The sequence below is a fragment of the Streptomyces clavuligerus genome (assembly GCF_005519465.1).
Taxonomy (GTDB): Bacteria; Actinomycetota; Actinomycetes; order Streptomycetales; family Streptomycetaceae; genus Streptomyces; species Streptomyces clavuligerus.
On sequence record NZ_CP027858.1, the window covers coordinates 3805273 to 3823805 of the forward strand.

Consider the following 18533-nt stretch of genomic DNA (forward strand, 5'->3'; position numbering starts at 1 on the left):
CCATGGCTGACAGTACAAACCCCAAGAAGGTCCGCCACGTCCTGGGCATTTCCGGGGGCAAGGACTCCTCGGCCCTCGCGATCCACATGCGCGACCGGGTTCCGGAGATGGAGTACTTCTTCTGTGACACGGGAGCGGAGCTTCCGGAGACCTACGAGTACCTCAACCGCCTCGAAGCAGCCCTCGGCAAGCCCATCGTGCGGCTTAACGCCGATCGGGACTTCGATCACTGGATGGAGGTGTACCAGGGCACCCTGCCGAGTCCACAGATGCGCTGGTGCACCAAGAATCTGAAGATCAAGCCGCTGGAGGAGTGGGTCGGCGACGACGAGGTGATCTCCTACGTCGCCATCCGCGCGGATGAGAACCGGCTCGGCTACGTCAGCACGAAGCCCAACATCGAGGCCGTGTTCCCCTTCCGCGAGGACGGCATCGACAAGGATGGCGTCATGCGCATCCTCGACGAGGCTGGCATCGGCCTGCCCGGCTACTACGAGTGGCGCACCCGCTCGGGCTGCTACTTCTGCTTCTTCCAGCGCAAGCACGAGTGGGTCGGCCTCAAGGACCGGCACCCAGAGCTGTACGACAAGGCCGTCGCCTACGAAGACAAGGTCCGGTATCGGCATACGGCGATGCAGGGCCGTGACTACACCTGGTCACAGGGGGAGTCTCTCCCGGAGTTGATAGCGCGCCGCGAGGAGATCCAGGCGAAGCACGAGGCCGCAATGGAGCGAGCGGCCAAGCGAGTCAAGCCGAACCGGCCGCTTCTGGAGGTCCTGTCAGACGCTCTCGACAGCGACGACGACGAGGCGGGCTGCTCGGTCTGCCACCTCTGAGCAAGTGCCGCGAAAGCCCTGGTCGGTGACTAATCATCACCAACCAGGGCTTTTCGTCTTATCTCACTGACTGTCAGTGGGGCGTGCAAGGATGGTCACCCTCGTATCTACCGTCACTGCAGTGGAGGCTGGCTGAGGCATGGCGACCGCTCACAACCTCGGTCACTCCGTGATCCGACATCGGCTCGAGCCTAGCCCGGCCGTTGAGATCAAGCTCGGCATCGTCCCCATGCTCGACGAGCCGGCCCACAAAGTCCTCGAGGACGACCTGAACGTCCACGCGTCGCCATGGGAGCGGCTTTTAGCCGTTGAGAACCTCGCAGACTCCCTGCCCCAGGAGGCCGGGCTCTACATGTTCGTCTGGCGGCCCACCTTCAAGCTCGCCATGGCTGACAGCTCACCAAGCAACTTTCACCAGATCCTGTACATCGGCCAGGCCGGCGGAGCCGGACAGCAGGGGAACACACTTCGCAACAGGTACCGGGAGTACAGGAAGTACCTCAGTGGCAACCCTGAGGCACTGTGGGCCACCCAGCCTCCCGACACACGGCGCGGTCGCCTCACTCACTACCTCACGCTGCGGCCCTTGGAGTACTGGTTCACGACCATCGCCGATCGATCTCAGATAGAGAATCTGGAAACCCGGTTGATCGACCTCTACAACCCGCCAGCCAATGTACAGAAGCGCCCCAAGCTGCGTGCCCGGGTAGCCGGCCCCCGCAAGCCGGCACTCCGAAGCTAGTCGCCACCCCGAAATCGAGGTACCGCCATGGCATCAAAAACGTTCGTTCCCGCCTTCGAGGCAAAAGTGGGAAATTGGACCTACTACTCTTGCCTCATGAGCTACGCCCAAGTGGCACGCGAGATCAACTTCGCTCACGAACTTGGCGGAAACCGCGACCTGGGCACGATGATTCAGCGAGGCGTGGGAAATCGCACCGAGGATATTACCGAATACCTCCTGACCAACGAGAATCGATTCCTTGGCGCGCTGATCGTGGCAGTATGGGGCGGCCACCCCGACTACCTCCCCCTGGCCATGGACGACGATGCAGCGAACCAGGCTGTACTGGAGGGTATCGATCGGAACTTCGGGGTCCTCACCTTTGACGGAACGCACCAATTCTTCGCGCTCGATGGCCAGCACCGGCTCAAGGCAATCAAGGACGCCGTCAAGAGAAACCCTGACCTTGGCAGCGAAGACATCACCGTCATCGTCGTCCCTCATTTCAACACTCCGGAGGGACGCCAGCGCACGAGGCGACTGTTCACCAACATCAACCGAAACGCCAAGACCACCAGCGCTGGCGAGAATATTGCACTCGATGAGGATGACAGCTTCGCCATCTTGACCCGACGGCTTCTCGATGAAGATGCCTTCCTCAGCCAAGCCCACGTAGTCAACGTGTTCACTAAGGTTGGCAAAGACGACGGTGAACTCAGGCTCGCTTCACGCCAGGTGTCGTCAACGAGCCCCGCATGGAGCAGCATCCCGGTCTTGTACGACATCGTGAAGGAGATTGGATTCGATCTTCCTTGCGCCGCCGGAAGGTCGGCGCAGCGTGCAGCAGACGAAATCCTGGACCAGAGCTACGAGATCCTGGCCACTCGCATGCAGGAACTTCTTGACGCGTGCGGAAACCTTCGGCGCCGCTACACGGATGCTGTGACGCCAAAGGATGTACGAGCTCCGAAGGGCCGCGATGGAGCAGGACACCCCTTCATGCGTCCGATCGTCCAGGTTCAGGTGGCAAGGGCAGTTCGTCACTTCCTGGAGCAAGGAACGCTGGAGTGGAGCGAGCTGATGAAGCGGCTTGCAGACCTCGACTGGCGCATGTCAGCGGCTCCGTTCTCCTCCTGCTGGATCGAGACCCCCGATGGCCCCAAGCAGGGCAAAATGGCCACGGCAAAGGAGAACGGACAGCTTCTCTACGAGTTGCTGCTCGTTCACATGGCGCCCAGGTCAAAGGCCCAGATCACACGGGCCGTTCGCTCCTACTCGGACCTGATGAAAACGAAGTACCCGGTCCCAGTGGACGAACTGCTTGAAGCCCTCCCTGCAGAGGACGTCTGACTCGGGGATCTGCCGGACCCATACGGGCCTGAACCCGTCGCCACTGGAGCGCGGGAGAAGAGACTCCCGGTCGCAGTGCTCCAAGGCCGGGGTCCACGCATGCCGGGAATAGCCCCCTCCGCATTTGGATTGTGTGACTTGCGAATCGGGACGAATGTTGAGGGAGGCAGGTGAGCAACCTGAAGGTCTTCAGGGTGAGAGGCGGGCAGGCGACGGAAGTGCCGGGGGCGGCCGTGGTGGATGCAAATCGACGGTGGCTGATTATCTCCCTCCAGGCATCGATAAAGCGCCATCCATCGAGTGAGAGGCAGAACCAAGTTCGGCCAGAAAATCAGGGTGTTCGCTCAGTTCAGAGAAGAGGTGGTCACGCAGGCGCTGTCGTACCTGGCCTGGCTGAACGACAGCCAGTCGGAGTTCGAGGGCCTGGTGCGGGAGCGGCTCGGCGCGGAGGCGGCCAGGTCGGTGGACTGGAGCCGTCCGCGGATCGTGTGCGTGGCGGGGGACTTCACGCCGCACACGCTGGTGGCGCTGGAGATGATCCGGCAGCGGATCGATCTGGTGGCGTACCGGGTGTTCGAGGACGTGGTCACGCTGCGGCTGGTGGCCTCCTTCACCGGCCCGTCCGGCGCTCCGGTCGTCCCTCGCTCTCGTACCGCGCCCGGGGTGGCCTCGTCGGTGGAGGAGGTGCGGGCTTCCGGTGGGGTCAAAACGGTGCCGGAGTACCTGGATGCCTCGCCGCAGGAGTTGAAGAACCTGTTCGCCGATCTGGACGCGGTGCTGATGGAGTCGGGGTCGGTGCAGCGGGAGACGCTGCAGCGCTACATCGCGTACCGGCGGATCAAGAACGTCGCGTCGGTGAAGGTCCTGCCCCGGAAGCGGACCCTGGTGGTGGTGCTGAAGGTGGACCCGGACTCGGTGGAGCTGATCGAGGGCTTCACCCGGGATGTCCGCAGTATCGGGTTCCACGGCACGGGGGATCTGGAGGTACGGATCAGATCCCATGCCGATCTGGAGCGGGCCAGGGAGCTGATCCGGCGGAGCGTCGAGGCCGGCTGACCCCGGGCACACATGCTGAGGGCGGTTGCCGTACCCCGGACCACCGGGTCGGCGACCGCCCTCTTCTCGTTCCGCCCCGGTCGGGGCGGGGGTCTTCTCACTGCTCCGGTCCGGCGAGGTCGAGGTCGCCCTGGGTGAGGACGGCTTCGCGCAGGCGCTGTTCGGCGATGTCGGCGTAGTGGTCGGAGAGTTCGACGCCGACGAAGGAGCGGCCTTCGAGGAGGGCGGCGACGCCGGTGGTGCCGGAGCCGGTGAAGGGGTCGAGGACGGTGCCGCCGGGGCGGGCGACCTGGACGAGCTGGCGCATCACCTCGACGGGCTTCTGGGTGATGTGGACGCGGTCCTTGCGGGGCTGGGAGGCGATGTAGTGGCCGGGGAGGTAGAGGTCCCGGGTCTTGTCGAGGGTGCCCTTCACGCCCCAGAGGATGAACTCCGAGTCCTGCTTCGGGCCTCCCTTGCGGGGGCGGGAGGCGGGCTTGATCCAGGGGATGGTGCCGGACCAGGTCCAGCCCGCCATCTGGAGCGCGTCCGAGGTCGTCGGCTCCTGGCGCCAGTCGGTGAACACCATCACCACGGCGTGCTCGCGGGCGGCCCGGTAGGACTCGGTCAGCAGCGCGGTCAGCCACGCCCGGTACGAGCGCTGGTCGCGGTTCTCGCCGGGGAAGTTGGCCAGGTCGTGGCCGGCGTCCCCGCTGGTGTACTTCGCGCGGGCCGTACGGGCAGTGCGCTCCGACGACGTCCGCCCGCCGGAGTTGTACGGCGGGTCCGTGATCACGGCGTCGACGGACTCATCGGGCAGGGACTTCAGGACGGTGAGCGCGTCGCCTCGGTGCAGGGTGTACGGCACGGCGGATTCTCCTTCGGAAAGACGGCTGAACGCCCGCCCATTCACTCAGCGCATGCGGGCGCGGCCCGCTCAAACACCCTGTCCGGGGCGAGCGGTGCCCGAACGGTAGCCGTCTTTCCCGGCCGCACCCAATGGCGTGTTCCGGGTTTCCGGGGTCGTTTGGTGCGGCCGGATTTCCCTCCTACAGTCCCGTCGTGTTCGCCGCTCCGGGCCCTGCCCAGAGGGCGGTTGAGCTGTGCTGTTGCGTGCTGCCCCGTCCAGCGGACGAGGCGGCCGGGCCTATGCGATGGGGGCTTTTTCTGTGTGGCGGGTGAGATTACGAGGGCGGCTTGCTGCCGCCTCTGAATGGACGGGCCGGGCGTCCGGGAGTTAGCCGCTCCCGGGTGCCTCCCGGCCCTTCTTCTCTCCTTTTCTTCTTTGACCCGTCCGACTTCCGGTGGCCCTTTTCGACGAGAACGCCGGGGCCGGGCGGCCTACACGCAAGGAGCCGTCGATGCGGCATGCCCAGATACGCCCCTCGCCCCATTCGGCGGGGCGGTCGTGAAGAAGGTCGCGGTGATCGCGGGCGGGGTCGCGCTGGCCCCGCTGCTGCTGATCGCCCCCATCGCCGTCGCCCTGACCGGCGCGAGCAGCGCCCAGGCCACGTGCGACACCGGTGCACAGGGTGTGGATACCGGGGCGGTGGCCGCGCAGGTGGAGTCGATCCTGAACGGCGGTGACGGGGACGGTGCTTCGGTGCCGGGCCTGACGAGCCCGAAGGAGCAGATCCCGCACGCGCGGACGATCCAGGCGACCGGGGTGGCGATGAAGGTCCCGGTCCGCGGGCAGATCGTCGCCCTGGCCACCGCGATGCAGGAGTCCGGCCTCCGGAACCTCGACTACGGCGACCGGGACTCGCTCGGCTTGTTCCAGCAGCGCCCGTCGATGGGCTGGGGCACTCCGGAGCAGGTGCGGGACCCGGTGCACGCGTCCACGAAGTTCTACGAGGGTCTGCTCAAGGTCCGGGGCTGGGAGTCGATGACCGTCACCCAGGCCGCCCAAACGGTGCAACTCTCCGGTTTCCCAGACGCGTACGCGAAGTGGGAGCCGCTGGCCACCGCGCTGCAGAAAGCCCTCGCCCCCACCCTCACCAACGACGGTGCCGGGGGCGAGGTCGGCGGCCCGGGTGGTCCGGGTGCTCCCTCCGGTTGTGGTCCCGGGGGTGACGGGTCGGAGTTCGGTCCGATTCCAGCCGGGGTGCTGCCGAAGGGGTACGAGATCCCGAAGGACGCGCCGAAGTCGGTGCAGACCGCGATCCGCTGGGGCCTCGGCGCGCTGGGCACCCCGTACCAGTGGGGCGGAACCTGTTCCGCGCCTCGGGGGCAGGATCCGATGGGGCGGTGCGACTGCTCGTCCCTGATGCAGGCCGCGTACAAGGCCGGCGGCGTCACCCTCACCCGGACCACGTACACCCAGGTCAAGGAGGGCAAGCCGGTCAGCGCGACGGCGCTGAAGCCCGGTGACCTGCTGTTCACCCGGGGCACGGCCCAGGTGCCGGAGCACGTCGGTCTGTTCATCGGCTCCGGGCTGATCCTGCACTCGCCCCGTACCGGCGACGTCGTGAAGATCGCCACGCTCGCCGAGTGGCGGCCGGACATCCTCGCCGCCCGCCGCGTCGTCTGACGCGCCCCTCCCCTCCCCCTCTCCTCTCTCCCTCTTCCTCCCGGGCATCCCTATGCCCTGAAACAGGAGTCTTGCAGTGAATGTCAGCCAGTCGGGTCAGTTCCTGGCCTTCAACCCCGGTATCAAGCCCGCGGACGGCGGCCTGCCGGGCCTGGACGTCCTGAAGGACGTCATCAGCTCCATCAACCTCTTCGGGATCATCGCAGTCGTCGGCGCGCTCGCGGTGTCGGCGCTGGTGTGGGCGTGGGGTCACCACTCCGGTGGTCACCAGGCCGAGGCGAACGGCAAGAAGGGCACGGTCGTCGCCGCCGGCTGCGCCCTGCTGCTGGGCGCCGCGAACGGGATCGTCAGCTTCTTCTCCGCGATGGGCACCCAGGTCAACTAATGCCCACCTCTCAGAAGGAACGTTCCTCTCGCCGGAGGGCCACTCCCTCCCGGGGTCCGCTGGTGGCGGGCCCGGGGTCTTCGGTGCTGCACCGGTCGTTGATCGTGGCGGTGGTGCTGGCGCTGCTGACTGCGGTCGCCGGGCTGGTCGCCTACCTCACCCGCGACGAGCCCGCCAGCACCGCCGAGCGGGGCGCGGTGCCGGAGACCCGGCAGTCGGCCCCGCCGGCACCGGCCCCGGTGAAGGCTCCGAAAGGGGGCCAGGTGGCGGCGCCCGTGAAGACCACGGATCCGGTGGTGTTCGCCAAGGCGGTGGCGAAGGTCCTGTGGTCCTACGACACCCGCCGCCTCTCCCAGCCCGAGCACGTCGCCGGGCTCAAGCGCTGGATGACGGCGGAGAAGAAGTACGCCGACTGGGCCTCGGTGGCTGACCTGGTGCCGGATCCGGTGCTGTGGTCGCGGATGGGCGACCAGGCCCAGTACGCAACCGCCGTCATCGGGGAGGGTCACTTCCCGCAGGCGTTCAAGACCGCCCTCGCAGGCGATCCGGGGGCGATCACCGACGCGTACATCTACGCCGTCACGGTCACCGGACGGCAGTCGATCGCCTGGACTGGCTCCGAGAAAGGCACCGGCGCCGAGGCCCGCTCCTCGACCCTCGCCGTCCAGTGCCGCCCCGACCAGGCGTGCCGTCTCGCGGCCGTCCTGCCCGCCACCGCCCCATGAACCGAAAGGAGGTGAACCATGCCTTCAGCATGTGATCTTCCCCTGATGAACACGGTCTGCGACGCGGTCGGCGGCGTCGTCAGCGAGACCGGCCAGGCCGTCACCGACGGCATCGGCGCCTGGATCGCCAAGTCCATGGGCGAGATGGCCCAGGCCGCCGCCGACCTCGCCGCCCAGGCCGTAGACAAGACCACCGCCGTCGACCTCAACGCCACCTGGTTCCGCGAGAACTACGAACTCCTCCTCCCGATCGGCCTCGTGCTGATCGTCGGCACGTTCTGCCTGCAACTGATCCGGGCCGCCTGGCAGCAGGACGAGCGAGCCTTGTTCCAGGCGGTGACCGGCACGGTGACCGGCGTGTTCTTCGCGTTCGCCGCCATCGCCTGCACCACCGTCGCCCTCACCATCGTCGACGCCCTGTCCGCCGGGTTGTTCAAGGCGGCGAACAGCTCGGTGGACGATGCGATCCGCCGGCTGATCAAGGTCAACGGGTACGGGGCGATGTACGGGCTCGGCTGGGGGATCCCCGCGATCGTCGCCCTCGGCGCCACGATCGGCGCGTTCCTCTACTGGGCCGTCATGGTCGCCCGCAAGGTCGGTATTTTGATCCTGGTCACGCTCGCGGTGTTCGCCGGGGCGGGCGGCGGCTGGGAGGTCGCCCGCAGGTGGCGGCGCGGCTGGATCGAGGCCACCAGCTCCCTGGTCGTCTCCAAGCTGCTGATGACGATCGTGTTCCTGCTCGGCACGTCCGCGATGGGCAAGACCGACCCCTCCGACGGGCTGAGCGCGCTGTCGGACGCCATGGCCGGGATCGTGATCATGGTCCTCGTTCTGCTGTGCCCGTACGCGACGTACAAGTTCGTGCACTGGGCGGCCGAGGGCGGCGGGCAGGACGATCTGCACCGCACCGGCGTGGCCGGTGTGGCGGTCGCGGCCGGGGCGGCGAAGACCGCCGGGCAGCTCGCCATGCAGGCCAGCACGGGGATGCCCGCCCCCCAGGGTCCGGCCAAGGTCTCCGGCCAGGGCGCCGGGGGCGTCGCCTCCGGGATCAACCCTGCCGGAAGCAGCGACACCTCTCCGGAGGGGATCTCCGGGGACGAGCCGCCGCAGACCACCTTCCGGTTCGGCGAAGACCCGAACGCCACCGGCGATAAGGGCCAGCCACTGATCCGCCGGCCCCGCGCCGACGGCGACCGCGGGCAGCCGCTCATCCAGCGCCCCGGTGGCGGTGCGGGTACTGGGTCCGGCGGTGGGGTGACCGGGCCAGCGACCGGAGCGACCAGTGCCCCCGCCTCCTCCGCGTCAGGCTCCGGACCGGCGGCCTCGGGCCCGAGCGGGACGGCGACCGCCACCGGTCCGGCAGCTACAGGGGCACCGACCGGTCCGCCCCCGGTGATCCAGGCGGTGACCGGCCCGTCGGCCGCGCCCCGGCCGCCGGCTCCGCCTGGGCTGAGTCCGCAGGGCGGTACGACCCCGGCCCGGTGGGTCTACCCGGCGCCGCCCACCGGCACGGACCGGTCCTGACCAGGTGACCGGCACCCCTGGGGGCGGGCCCGTCGCCCGCCCCCAGGTCCCCCTTCTTCCCTCTTCCTCTTTGGACGGCTCCGCCCATGCACCCTGACACCACCAGCTCTCCGGCTCCGGCGACGGTGAAGTTCCCCCACCGCTCCCGCCGGGGCATATTGCTCGGCCTCACCGCGCCGCAGCTCGTCGCCGTCGCCCTGACCGGCCTGCTCCTCCTCGCCGTACTCATGGCATCCGGCGTCCCCGGCGCACTGAAACTGATCCCGCTCTGGGCACTCATCCTGGCCGCCGTCTTCGTCCGCCACCGGGGGCGGTCGCTGGCCGACTGGGCCCCGATCGCCCTCCGGTACGCGTCCCGGCGGGCGAAGGGGCAGCTCGTGTGGCTGACCCGCCCCTCGACCCGGCCCCGGCGTGAGGGCCTGCTCCATCTCCCCGGCACCGCCGCCTCCCTCCGCGTCGTCACCTCCCCGGACCGGCGTACCGGCGCCGTCCACGATCCCCATCAGGGCACCCTGACCGCAGTGGTCCGGGTCGCGTCGCGGGCGTTCGCGCTGCTGGATCCGGCGGCGCAGAACCACAACGTCGCCGGCTGGGGCCGGACCCTGGCGGCGCTGTCGCGTACGGGGCATATCGCGCGGGTGCAGGTGCTGGAGCGGACGGTGCCGGACTCCGGGGACGCGCTCCAGCGGTACTGGTCGGAGTACGGCGACCCGTCCACCCATCTCGCCGGACCGGTCTACACCGACCTGCTGGCCGCCGCCGGACCGGCGGCGGCGCCGCACGAGAGCTACGTCGCCATCGCGCTGGATCTGAAGGCGGCCCGGCGTCTGGTCAACCAGGCCGGTGGCGGGCTGAGCGGGGCGTTCGCGGTGCTGACCCAGTTGACCGCGACGTTCGACCAGTCCGTCCGCAACGCCGGACTCACCCCCGGCGGCTGGCTCTCGGCCCCGGAGATCGCCGCCGTGATCCGTACCGCGTACGACCCGAAGGCGGGCGCGGCGCTGGATCAGTGGTCGGCTTCCGACCGGGCGCAGGCCGATCCGGCGGCGGCGGGGCCGGTGGTGCTGGTGGAGAAGGCGGACCGGATCGAGACCGACTCGGCCCACCACGCCACGTTCTGGATCGAGAACTGGCCCCGCATCGAGACGAGTCCGGGTTTCCTGCACCAGCTCCTGTTCACTTCCGGCGTCCGGCGCACCCTCTCCCTGACCTACGCCCCGAAGGGCCTGGACGCGGCGCTGAAGGACGTACAGCGGAAGAAGGCCACCGTCATCGCGGATGCGACGGAACGGCAGCGCAAGGGGCAGGTCGACTCCGAGGAGGACTCGGTGGAGTACGCGGACATCAAGAACCGCGAGCGCGAGCTGATCGCCGGACACGCCGACGTCGCCCTCACCGGACTCGTGACCGTGTCCGCGGACACCCCCGACCAGCTCAACTCCGCCTGCGCTGCGATCGAGACCGCGGCCGTGGCGGCTCTGGTCGATCTGCGTCCGCTGACCTGGCAGCAGGCCGAAGCGTTCACCAACGCCGCCCTTCCCCTCGCCCGCCCGTGACCGGCAGAGATCCTGATGCCGACCGATCTGGCGTTCGCCACCGAGGCCCTGGATTTCCACCGGGCGATCACCGTCCCCGACGGGCCTCTCGCCGCGTCCCGCGCGGAGCTGGACGCGCTCCATCAGCACTGCCTCGCTCTTTACGCCCTCCTCGACGCCCACACCACCCGCACCACACCCGTCGACCGGGCCGGGGGCGAGGCGCTGAAGGCGGCGCGGGTGCGGCTGTGGCAGGCGGCCGAGCATCTGCACGCCGCCTGGCACCGCGCCCCGGCCACCGACGCCGACCGGCTGCTGACCGCCGGCGGCTGCCGACCCCGGCTCCCCGTCTGCGGGCGGCGCCTGCGGATGTCCGTACGGGTCCGCCGCACCCACACCCCCGCCGAACTACGGGCCCCCTTCACCGGCCCCCACCACCTCTGACCGACCGGAGTCACCGTTGTCTGTTCGCCCCCGCGCGACCGCGAGCCCTCTGTTCACCCCCCACCGCGCCGACCGTCGTACCAACCGGCGGGCGAAGGCGGAGTTCACCGCCGCGCAGGCCAAGGCCCGCCACGCCGCCCGCCCCGACACCCGCCGCACGGTCTCCGGCCCGGATCCGGAGCTGCAACCGACCTACCCCGCGACCGGGCGACCGGGGCCGGCCTCCGCCCGCGGCGGATACCTGAAGCTCCCGGTCCACCGGATGACCACCGCAGTCGCGTCCGGGGCGTATCCGTTCCTCGCCGAGGGCGGGCTCGGTGCCCAGGGGATCTACGTCGGCCAGGACGTCCACGCCGAAGCCGCGTTCACCTACGACCCCTTCAGCCTGTACGGGCGGCTGGACGGGTTCACCAACCCGAATATCCTCCTGGCCGGGATCATCGGCATGGGCAAGTCCGCCCTCGCCAAGAGCCTGGCGCTGCGGGCGACCGCCTTCGGCTACCGGATCTACGTTCCCTGCGATCCGAAGGGCGAGTGGACGGTGGTCGCCCGGGAGCTGGGCGGGCAGACCATCGCCCTCGGACCCGGTCTCCCCGGCCGGTTGAATCCGCTGGACGCGCCGGAGAAGCCGTACGGGATCGGCGACGAGGACTGGACCACCGAGGTCCGCAAGCGCCGCCTGCTCCTCCTCGGCTCCCTGGCCAAGACCGTCCTCCGCCGCGAGCTGCACCCGATGGAGCACACGGCGTTGGACATCGCGCTCGACCAGGTCGTCGCCTACACCCACCAGACCGGCACCACCCCGCTGCTGGGGGATGTCGCTTACGTCCTGGGCTCGCCCCAGCACCTCGACGCCGCGACCGGCGAGTCCTCGGGGCGGCTCGGGCGGGCGGCCGAGGACCTCGCCCACGCCCTGCGCCGGCTCATCCACGGCGACCTGGGCGGGATGTTCGACGCGCCCTCCACCGTGCGGTTCGACCCGGCGGCGCCGATGCTGTCGATCGACCTGTGCCGCCTCGGCGGCACCGGCGACGACACGGGGCTGGTGCTGGCGATGACGTGTGCGTCGGCGTGGATGGAGGCGGCGATCTCCGACCCGACCGCCGGGCGGCGGTGGGTGATTTACGACGAGGCGTGGCGGGTGATGCGGCACGTCGCGCTGCTGGAGCGGATGCAGTCCCAGTGGAAGCTGTCCCGGGGTCTGGGCATCGCCAACATGATGGTCATCCACCGGCTGTCCGACCTGCTGACCGCGGGCGAGGCCGGCTCCCGGGGCCGCGCCCTCGCCGAAGGTCTCCTCACCGACTGTTCGACGCGGATCATCTACCGGCAGGAGGCCGACCAGCTCGCCTCCGCTGCCACCCTCCTCGGCCTCACCGGCGTCGAGACCCAGGCCGTCTCCGCCCTCACTAAGGGACGGGGTCTGTGGAAAGTCGCAGGCCGGAGCTTCATCACCCAGCACCTGCTCCACCCGGCCGAACGCGAACTGTTCGACACGGACGCCCGGATGTCCGCCTGACCCGGGCCCTCGCCGACGGGGCCGCCGACCTCGGGTCCGGTGGCCCCCGCCCTCTCCCCTCTATACAAGGAGCGTTCCGTTGTTGTCCCGACGCCGCCTGCGCCGAGCGATCGACGAACTCGTACGGCTCTACCTCAACGCCTGCAGGGCCCAGTCCGGCCACGGCCGCGTGCACCTCGGCGCCGATGCCTTCGGCCCTCAGAACGACGAGGCCAACCGTGCTCGGTACGGTGCGGTCCAGGACGGGGAGCGGTGAGCGTGGACGAGCCGTTCATCCGTCTCGCGGCGTCGGTCGAGGCCGGGGAGAAGGTGCTGGCTGACTGGGACGCCGTCTCCGACAGCCTCTGCGACGCCGACGGCTGGGCCCTGGACGACCGGTACGACCTGCGAAAGCAGCAGCGCGACGCTGACATGTGGACGCTGTTCGCCCCCTACCTCGACGAGGGGACGGCGCTGCTCGTCCCGGCCGAGGACATCCTGCCGGGCCTGAACCAGGGCCAGCGGTTCGAACAGCGCTGGGACCAGCGCCTGCGAACCCTGCGGGAAGCCCTCGACGGCGGCCGGCGCGTCCACGACGAGTGGCTCGCCGTCGAGAACGCCCTGGTCCCCGGACACCCCCGGACCGACGAGGTGCGAGCCGAGGCCCTGGTCGAGCGCAACGCCGAGGGCTGGCACTACTCGCTGACCTGGACCGAGAACGCCGACGCTCTCGTCGAGATCGCCCGCGCGGCCGAACCGCTCGCGGGCCCGATACTCCAGGAGTCGAGGACCCTCCGGGCCCAAGCGGCGCTCGCCCGCTCACCTCAGACCGGCCTCTCCACGCCCGCACCAGCACCGTCACCCGGGCCGAAGACCGGTTCCGTACCGGACCGGCGCGGCGGCCGGGCCCGCTAACCCGGAACACCCGGCCGCACCAAATCGCCGTACCGGCCCGATCATCGGGCTCCCGTACCGGGCTGCCGGTCCGGGAGGTCGCCCCGAGGAGTGGATGCTGGTGATGCAGTTGGAGCCCGATGTCGCCTTCGGGGCGCATCCGGAGTTCGGTGTGGTGGCGGAGACGGCGGACCAGCGGCCGTTCCTCACCGAGGTCCTGCGCCGTCACCGCTTCGCCTACAGCAACCGCCTGCGGCTGTGGCAGCTCCCGCCCGGCACGCCGTTCAACACCAGGGTGCGGATGGTGGCCTCGGCGTCGCGGGAGTTCCAGGGCGCGGGGCTGGCGGTGGTGGCCGACCCGCAGGTCATGATCCCGCCGGCGGCCCCGGCCGAGGCCGGGGCGAGGGTGCGGGAGCCGATGCCGGGGCTGTCGCTGACCGCAGTGACCGCCGAGCTGTCCGGTCTGGAGCGGGCGATGGATATCGCCGACGCGCTGGACCCTGTCCTGGACGAGGACCACGGGGTCTTCACCGGCCTGGAGGGCGTCTTCGCCTCGACAGCCGTGTGGTGCGAGCGGCTCGGCACCGAGCACGGCCAGGAACTGGCCCTGGAACTGCGGGCCGGTGTGCACCAGGTGGTCACACTCGGCGAGCAGCTCCTGGAGGTCCAGCTCGCCCTCTCGGTCATGCCGGACACCGTCTGGGACAACGCTCCGGCCCCGGTGCGGGAGCGGTCCGCAGTACCGGAGGTGTCCGAAGCCGCACGCGCCCGGTCCACAGTCGCCGCCCCGCCCCGGCATCCGTTCACCCCCGCGCCGACCGCGGGCACCGCCTTCCCTCCGGCGGAGTCCGCGCGTCCGGGCCGCACCCGCTGAACCCCTCTCCCTTTTTCTTCTGTTCGTCTCGTATCGAGGAGCACGTTCATGGCCGTCAAGACCGTCTGGCCCGTTGACCATGTCTGCGGGCACGCCGCCGAGGTGGATCTGTCCGCCCGTCCGGCCGATCAGCGGGCGGGGTATGCCCGGTGGCTGGCCGGGCGGGACTGCGCCGACTGCTGGCAGGCCGCCCGTACCGGCGACGCCGAGGCCGCCGCAGAGCGGATCGCCGTACTGCGGGCCGCCCAGGCTGGTGCCGCGCGGGCGTGGGAGGGGGAGTTCCGAATGCCGTCGCTGGAGGGCAGCGAGCGGGCGGTCGCCTGGGGCGCCCGGTGCCGCCACCAGCTCGTCACCGCCGCCTACGCCGTCCTCGTCACCGAGGGCACCACGAGCGAGGCGAAGTGGGCGGAGGTCGAGGACGCGGTGCGGCCGGTGACACGTGCCGGTTGGTGGATCGACCAGCGCGACGCCGACCCGGCCGACCTCCCCGAGCTGCTGGCCGCCGCCGGCGGGGCCGACCGGCCCACCGAGAACCCCCACTTCTGACCATCCTCCTTCCGCCGATCCCCTTGGAGTCCTTGATGTCCGAGCCCGAGCAGCCGCATGTGGTGATCGTCCGCGAGCAGGGCGGCGACGTCGCCGCCATCCCCCACCGGGGCTTCCAGCGGGCGGAGCACGGCGAACTGGCGGTGGAGATGCTGCGGCACGCCGGTTTCATCGACGACCACGGCCCGGTCTCCCGGCAGTACCGGCTGCACTGGGACATGGGCCGGGAGTACGAGAACCGGCAGGCCACCTCGGCGGCGAAAATGCTCACCGCAGCCGGGTTCCGGGTCGATCTCGACCCCTCCCTGGACACGGAGCGGCTGACCACCCCCTCCGACCCTGTCGGCCGGCTCGTGCACGGGCAGCAGCTCCTTCGGCTGACCGACCGGCTCAACAGTGCCGGGTCCCCGGCCGAGGCGGCGGACGTCGCCGAGCAGGTCCTCGACCCGGTTGACGGGGTCCTGGCGCGGCTGTCGGAGTTCTTCGAGGCGGCGACCGAGCAGGCCAAGGAGGCTGGGACAGAGGAGGGCTGGGATCTCTCGTACCTCTTCGAGGACGCCGCCGCGACCGTCACCGCGCTCGGCGAGGACCTCCACGTCGCCGCCGACCGAATGCGCGCCCTGGACCCGGCACCGTCCCGCGCCGTCTCGGTATGGCGGGCCCAGGTGACCGACTACTACGCCACCGCGCCGGCCAGGCCCCCGGCTGCGGCACAGCCCTCCATAGAAGCCGGGCGCCCGGTGATTCCCCCGCCCGCCCCGGGCCGTTCCGCACCCCACTCCCGCTGACCAGGAGATCCGACCATGACCCAGTTCCCTGCCACCCCCGCCGTCGCCGTCACCGAGTCCGTGAACACTGCCCTGGCCGAGCTGAACACCCGTCTGGCCGGGATCGACGAGCCGCACGAGATCGCCGCCGGGGTGCGGGCGTTCTTCGACACCGACCGCGGGGCCCTGGGCCAGGCGTCATCGACCCTGTCGCTGGTCGCCGCACACGCCGAGGGCCTGATCGGGTCCATGGCCGACAGCGATCCCGGCTACCGGCTCTGGCACCGCCTGGCTGCGGCGTCCGAGGACCTGAGCGACCTCGAAACCGAACTCGCCGACACCCCGGACACCCTTCACGCCCTGGCCACAGCCGCTGACCAGGGGCTCGGACTGCAGGAGGCGGCCCGCGCCCAGTCCCCCGCCCCCACCGGCCGGACCAGCCCTCCCTCGCCCAACCCGGCGACTGCCCCGGCGCCGTCCGCCGCCCCGGACCGCGGGCGGAACCGGTAACCACCCCCACCTGCTGAAAGGTTCATGCATGTCCTTCCGCCACAAGGAGTCCGGCACCGATGCCGCGATCTACCGCAAGCCACTGAGCAGCGAAGCCATCGCCGACGCCACCGATCCCCGCGCCCACCGGATCCTCAAGGATTCCGGATTCGTGGAGAACTCGATACCGCCGCTGTATGTGTGGCACGAGCTGCCCGACGGACTCAGTACGGAGGAGGAGCGGAGCCGGTCCACCCGCGCCACGGTCCTGCTCCGTGCTGCCGGGTTCGGCACGGAACTCGATCCCGTGCTGGTCTCCGAACCGGCGTACCGGGCCGTGCTGACGGAGACCCGCTCCAACCGTGCCGACCGGAGCGGTGCGGCCACCGCCACCTCTCCCGCCGTGTCCGCCCGTGTTCCCGCCGCCCCGGAGCCGACCGCAGTTGCGGCGGTGCTTCCGGCCACCCCAACCTCGCCCTCTTCCCGCCGTCGCTGAAGGAGACCGTCGTGTCCACCGTGATCGCCAGAGTCCCGAGCCGCCCCCGCCCCGTCCTCCTCTCCGCTCCGCTGCCCGGGACTGCTCTGTGTCTTCCTCTCGTCCGCCCTCGTCCGCCACCGGCACGGACTTTCTCCTCTATCTGATGCTGGGCGCCGCCGCGCTCGGCATGGGTGCCGGGTCGCTCGGTTGGCTGTTCGGCAACCTCGCCAACATCGCGGCCGGCTCCGGTGCCTGGGCACCGTACGACCCGAGCGCCGCTCTCGTCCGTCCCGGGGAGGTGTGGCCCGGTCTGCCGCAGGCCGTCCTGGTCACCACGGCCTGGGTCCTGCCCGGCCTCGTCCTGACTACCGGTGCCGTGGTGGGCGCGAAGCTGTGGCTGCGGTGGCGCGGAGGCACGAACGGCCTGGCCACCGCCCGGGACCTGTCCGTCCTGCTGCCGAAGGAGGGCGCGGCGAAGGCGGTCGGGCTGCGGCCGAGTCTGAAGGGTACGGCGCCGAAGGATGTGCCGCCGGACGACCGCGGGGTGCTGCTCGGCACGCTGAAGCCGGGTCGTCACGAGGTGCGGTCCTCGTGGGAGGACGTGCTGCTGGCGATCATGGCCCCGCGTTCCGGGAAGACCAGCGGTTTGGCGATTCCGGCAATCCTGCGGGCTCCGGGGCCAGTGCTGCTGACGTCGAACAAGGCCGCGAACGACGCGTTCACCGCCACCGCCACCGCCCGCGCGGAGGTGGGGACGGTGTGGACGCTGGACCCGCAGCAGATCGCCCATGCCCCGAGGACGATGTGGTGGGACATCCTCGCCGACGCCCACGATCTCGCTGGGGCTCGGCGGCTCGCCGGGCACTTCGTCACTGCCTCGGTGGACGAATCATCCGCGGGGGATTTCTGGTCGACGGCCGCCGCGAACACGCTGACCGCGCTGTTCCTGGCGGCGGCGAACGACAGCCGCCCGATCACCGACGTCCTGGCCTGGCTGGCCTCGCCTGCGGACCGCACCCCGGTCGACCTTCTCCACGACGCGGGGCTGGACGCGGTCGCCGCGCAGCTCCAGGGCACCGTGGCCGGCGCCGTCGAAACCCGCGACGGCATCTACGAGACCGCCCGCCAGTACGCGAGCTGTCTCCTCGACCCGGGGATCGCGGCCTGGGTGACCCCGCCCCGTCGGATGGAGAAGATCGCCGAGTTCCGGCCGGAGGCGTTCGCCACCAGCAAGGACACGCTGTTCCTGCTGTCCAAGGACGGCGGCGGTTCCGCGTCGGCGATCATCGCGGCGGCGGCCGACGCGGTGATGCGCGCGGCCGTGATCCAGGCTGAGCGGGACGGCGGCCGGCTCGACGCCCCGCTGCTGGCGATCCTCGACGAGGCCGCCAACGTCTGCAAGATCCAGGATCTCCCGGACTTGTACTCCCACTTGGGGTCCCGGGGCGTGATCCCGGTGACGATCCTCCAGTCCTACCGGCAGGGCGTGCGAGTGTGGGGCGAGAGCGGGATGGACGCTCTGTGGTCCGCTGCGACGATCAAGCTGATCGGGTCGGGCATCGACGACGCGGACTTTGCCGACAAGCTCTCCCGCCTGGTCGGCGACCACGACGTCCGGACCGTATCGGTGTCGACGAGTGAGTCGGGCAAGTCGACGTCGGTGTCGATGCGGCAGGAGCGGGTGCTGCCCGCCGACGCGATCCGCGCGCTCCCGAAGGGCTCGGCGCTGCTGCTGGCGACCGGCATCCGCCCCGCGCTCCTCGACCTGAAGCCCTGGTACAAGGAGCCGGACGCCGCCCGCCACGGCGCCGCGTCCGCAGCGGCGACGGCCGCGATCACCGAGCGCGCCCTCGCCAAGACCTTCGGCCGCGACGACCTCGGCCCCGCCGCATGACCGCC

Annotated in this window: 20 protein-coding genes; 19 read left to right on the forward strand and 1 reads right to left on the reverse strand. The window is 70.3% G+C overall.

Going from position 1 to position 18533, the window contains the following annotated elements; translation table 11 throughout:
• Positions 1 to 2 precede the first annotated feature (2 nt).
• The 4 genes from CRV15_RS15905 (at position 3) to CRV15_RS15920 (ending at position 3966) form a co-directional block, all read left to right on the forward strand.
• On the forward strand, positions 3 to 836 hold the full coding sequence (locus tag CRV15_RS15905) for a phosphoadenosine phosphosulfate reductase family protein (protein ID WP_003953701.1): 834 nt from the start codon (positions 3 to 5) through the stop codon (positions 834 to 836).
• Positions 837 to 975: 139 nt separating this feature from the next.
• Positions 976 to 1578, forward strand: coding sequence for a hypothetical protein (locus CRV15_RS15910; protein WP_003953700.1), 603 nt, complete (start codon positions 976 to 978; stop codon positions 1576 to 1578).
• A gap of 27 nt (positions 1579 to 1605) precedes the next feature.
• Entirely contained in the window at positions 1606 to 2910 is a 1305-nt protein-coding gene (locus tag CRV15_RS15915; RefSeq protein ID WP_003960890.1) for a DNA sulfur modification protein DndB, read from the forward strand.
• 336 nt (positions 2911 to 3246) lie between these two features.
• A complete protein-coding gene (locus tag CRV15_RS15920; protein ID WP_230864134.1) occupies positions 3247 to 3966 on the forward strand; it encodes a DUF5655 domain-containing protein in 720 nt (239 codons plus the stop codon).
• A 97-nt stretch (positions 3967 to 4063) separates the two neighbouring features.
• On the opposite strand, the gene CRV15_RS15925 is transcribed toward CRV15_RS15920, so the two are convergent.
• Complete coding sequence (locus CRV15_RS15925; RefSeq protein ID WP_003953697.1) at positions 4064 to 4813, reverse strand: DNA-methyltransferase; 750 nt, start codon at positions 4811 to 4813, stop codon at positions 4064 to 4066.
• A 540-nt stretch (positions 4814 to 5353) separates the two neighbouring features.
• On the opposite strand from CRV15_RS15925, the gene CRV15_RS15930 reads away from it, so the two are divergent.
• The 15 genes from CRV15_RS15930 to CRV15_RS15995 all read left to right on the forward strand — a co-directional run bounded on the left by CRV15_RS15930 (position 5354) and on the right by CRV15_RS15995 (position 18528).
• Positions 5354 to 6475, forward strand: coding sequence for a C40 family peptidase (locus tag CRV15_RS15930; RefSeq protein ID WP_003953696.1), 1122 nt, complete (start codon positions 5354 to 5356; stop codon positions 6473 to 6475).
• Between the two features lie 76 nt (positions 6476 to 6551).
• Positions 6552 to 6860 carry a DUF6112 family protein gene (locus CRV15_RS15935; protein WP_003953695.1) on the forward strand — a complete coding sequence of 103 codons (309 nt, stop codon included), beginning with the start codon at positions 6552 to 6554 and terminating at the stop codon, positions 6858 to 6860.
• Positions 6861 to 6943: 83 nt separating this feature from the next.
• Positions 6944 to 7585: a hypothetical protein gene (locus CRV15_RS15940; RefSeq protein ID WP_003953694.1), complete on the forward strand. Its 642-nt coding sequence runs from the start codon at positions 6944 to 6946 to the stop codon at positions 7583 to 7585.
• Between the two features lie 18 nt (positions 7586 to 7603).
• Positions 7604 to 9109, forward strand: a complete 1506-nt coding sequence (locus CRV15_RS15945) for an SCO6881 family protein (RefSeq protein ID WP_003960888.1) — start codon at positions 7604 to 7606, stop codon at positions 9107 to 9109.
• Positions 9110 to 9195: 86 nt separating this feature from the next.
• Complete coding sequence (locus CRV15_RS15950; RefSeq protein WP_003953692.1) at positions 9196 to 10665, forward strand: SCO6880 family protein; 1470 nt, start codon at positions 9196 to 9198, stop codon at positions 10663 to 10665.
• Positions 10666 to 10680: 15 nt separating this feature from the next.
• Positions 10681 to 11088 (forward strand): DUF6238 family protein, encoded by a 408-nt coding sequence (locus CRV15_RS15955; RefSeq protein WP_003960887.1) that lies wholly within the window; start codon positions 10681 to 10683, stop codon positions 11086 to 11088.
• 16 nt (positions 11089 to 11104) lie between these two features.
• Positions 11105 to 12607 (forward strand): hypothetical protein, encoded by a 1503-nt coding sequence (locus CRV15_RS15960; protein WP_003960886.1) that lies wholly within the window; start codon positions 11105 to 11107, stop codon positions 12605 to 12607.
• An 82-nt stretch (positions 12608 to 12689) separates the two neighbouring features.
• A complete protein-coding gene (locus CRV15_RS35950) occupies positions 12690 to 12863 on the forward strand; it encodes a hypothetical protein (RefSeq protein WP_003953688.1) in 174 nt (57 codons plus the stop codon).
• Between the two features lie 2 nt (positions 12864 to 12865).
• Positions 12866 to 13501: a hypothetical protein gene (locus tag CRV15_RS15965; protein WP_003953687.1), complete on the forward strand. Its 636-nt coding sequence runs from the start codon at positions 12866 to 12868 to the stop codon at positions 13499 to 13501.
• Positions 13502 to 13595: 94 nt separating this feature from the next.
• Positions 13596 to 14354: a hypothetical protein gene (locus tag CRV15_RS15970; protein WP_003953686.1), complete on the forward strand. Its 759-nt coding sequence runs from the start codon at positions 13596 to 13598 to the stop codon at positions 14352 to 14354.
• 48 nt (positions 14355 to 14402) lie between these two features.
• Positions 14403 to 14900 (forward strand): hypothetical protein, encoded by a 498-nt coding sequence (locus CRV15_RS15975; protein ID WP_003960883.1) that lies wholly within the window; start codon positions 14403 to 14405, stop codon positions 14898 to 14900.
• A gap of 35 nt (positions 14901 to 14935) precedes the next feature.
• Positions 14936 to 15688 carry a hypothetical protein gene (locus CRV15_RS15980; RefSeq protein WP_003960882.1) on the forward strand — a complete coding sequence of 251 codons (753 nt, stop codon included), beginning with the start codon at positions 14936 to 14938 and terminating at the stop codon, positions 15686 to 15688.
• A 15-nt stretch (positions 15689 to 15703) separates the two neighbouring features.
• The gene (locus CRV15_RS15985) at positions 15704 to 16177 is read left to right on the forward strand and encodes a hypothetical protein (RefSeq protein ID WP_003953684.1); all 474 of its coding nucleotides are present in this window, start codon (positions 15704 to 15706) and stop codon (positions 16175 to 16177) included.
• 28 nt (positions 16178 to 16205) lie between these two features.
• Entirely contained in the window at positions 16206 to 16652 is a 447-nt protein-coding gene (locus tag CRV15_RS15990) for a hypothetical protein (RefSeq protein ID WP_003953683.1), read from the forward strand.
• Positions 16653 to 16797: 145 nt separating this feature from the next.
• Entirely contained in the window at positions 16798 to 18528 is a 1731-nt protein-coding gene (locus CRV15_RS15995; protein WP_009996561.1) for a type IV secretory system conjugative DNA transfer family protein, read from the forward strand.
• The last annotated feature ends 5 nt before the right edge of the window (positions 18529 to 18533 follow it).

Coding starts and splice junctions, on each gene's coding strand:
- CRV15_RS15905 (WP_003953701.1), top strand. CDS start 3: ATGGCTGACAGTACAAACCCCAAGAAGGTCCGCCACGTCCTGGGCATT.
- CRV15_RS15910 (WP_003953700.1), top strand. CDS start 976: ATGGCGACCGCTCACAACCTCGGTCACTCCGTGATCCGACATCGGCTC.
- CRV15_RS15915 (WP_003960890.1), top strand. CDS start 1,606: ATGGCATCAAAAACGTTCGTTCCCGCCTTCGAGGCAAAAGTGGGAAAT.
- CRV15_RS15945 (WP_003960888.1), top strand. CDS start 7,604: ATGCCTTCAGCATGTGATCTTCCCCTGATGAACACGGTCTGCGACGCG.
- CRV15_RS15950 (WP_003953692.1), top strand. CDS start 9,196: ATGCACCCTGACACCACCAGCTCTCCGGCTCCGGCGACGGTGAAGTTC.
- CRV15_RS15955 (WP_003960887.1), top strand. CDS start 10,681: ATGCCGACCGATCTGGCGTTCGCCACCGAGGCCCTGGATTTCCACCGG.
- CRV15_RS15970 (WP_003953686.1), top strand. CDS start 13,596: ATGCTGGTGATGCAGTTGGAGCCCGATGTCGCCTTCGGGGCGCATCCG.
- CRV15_RS15975 (WP_003960883.1), top strand. CDS start 14,403: ATGGCCGTCAAGACCGTCTGGCCCGTTGACCATGTCTGCGGGCACGCC.
- CRV15_RS15980 (WP_003960882.1), top strand. CDS start 14,936: ATGTCCGAGCCCGAGCAGCCGCATGTGGTGATCGTCCGCGAGCAGGGC.
- CRV15_RS15985 (WP_003953684.1), top strand. CDS start 15,704: ATGACCCAGTTCCCTGCCACCCCCGCCGTCGCCGTCACCGAGTCCGTG.
- CRV15_RS15990 (WP_003953683.1), top strand. CDS start 16,206: ATGTCCTTCCGCCACAAGGAGTCCGGCACCGATGCCGCGATCTACCGC.
- CRV15_RS15995 (WP_009996561.1), top strand. CDS start 16,798: ATGCTGGGCGCCGCCGCGCTCGGCATGGGTGCCGGGTCGCTCGGTTGG.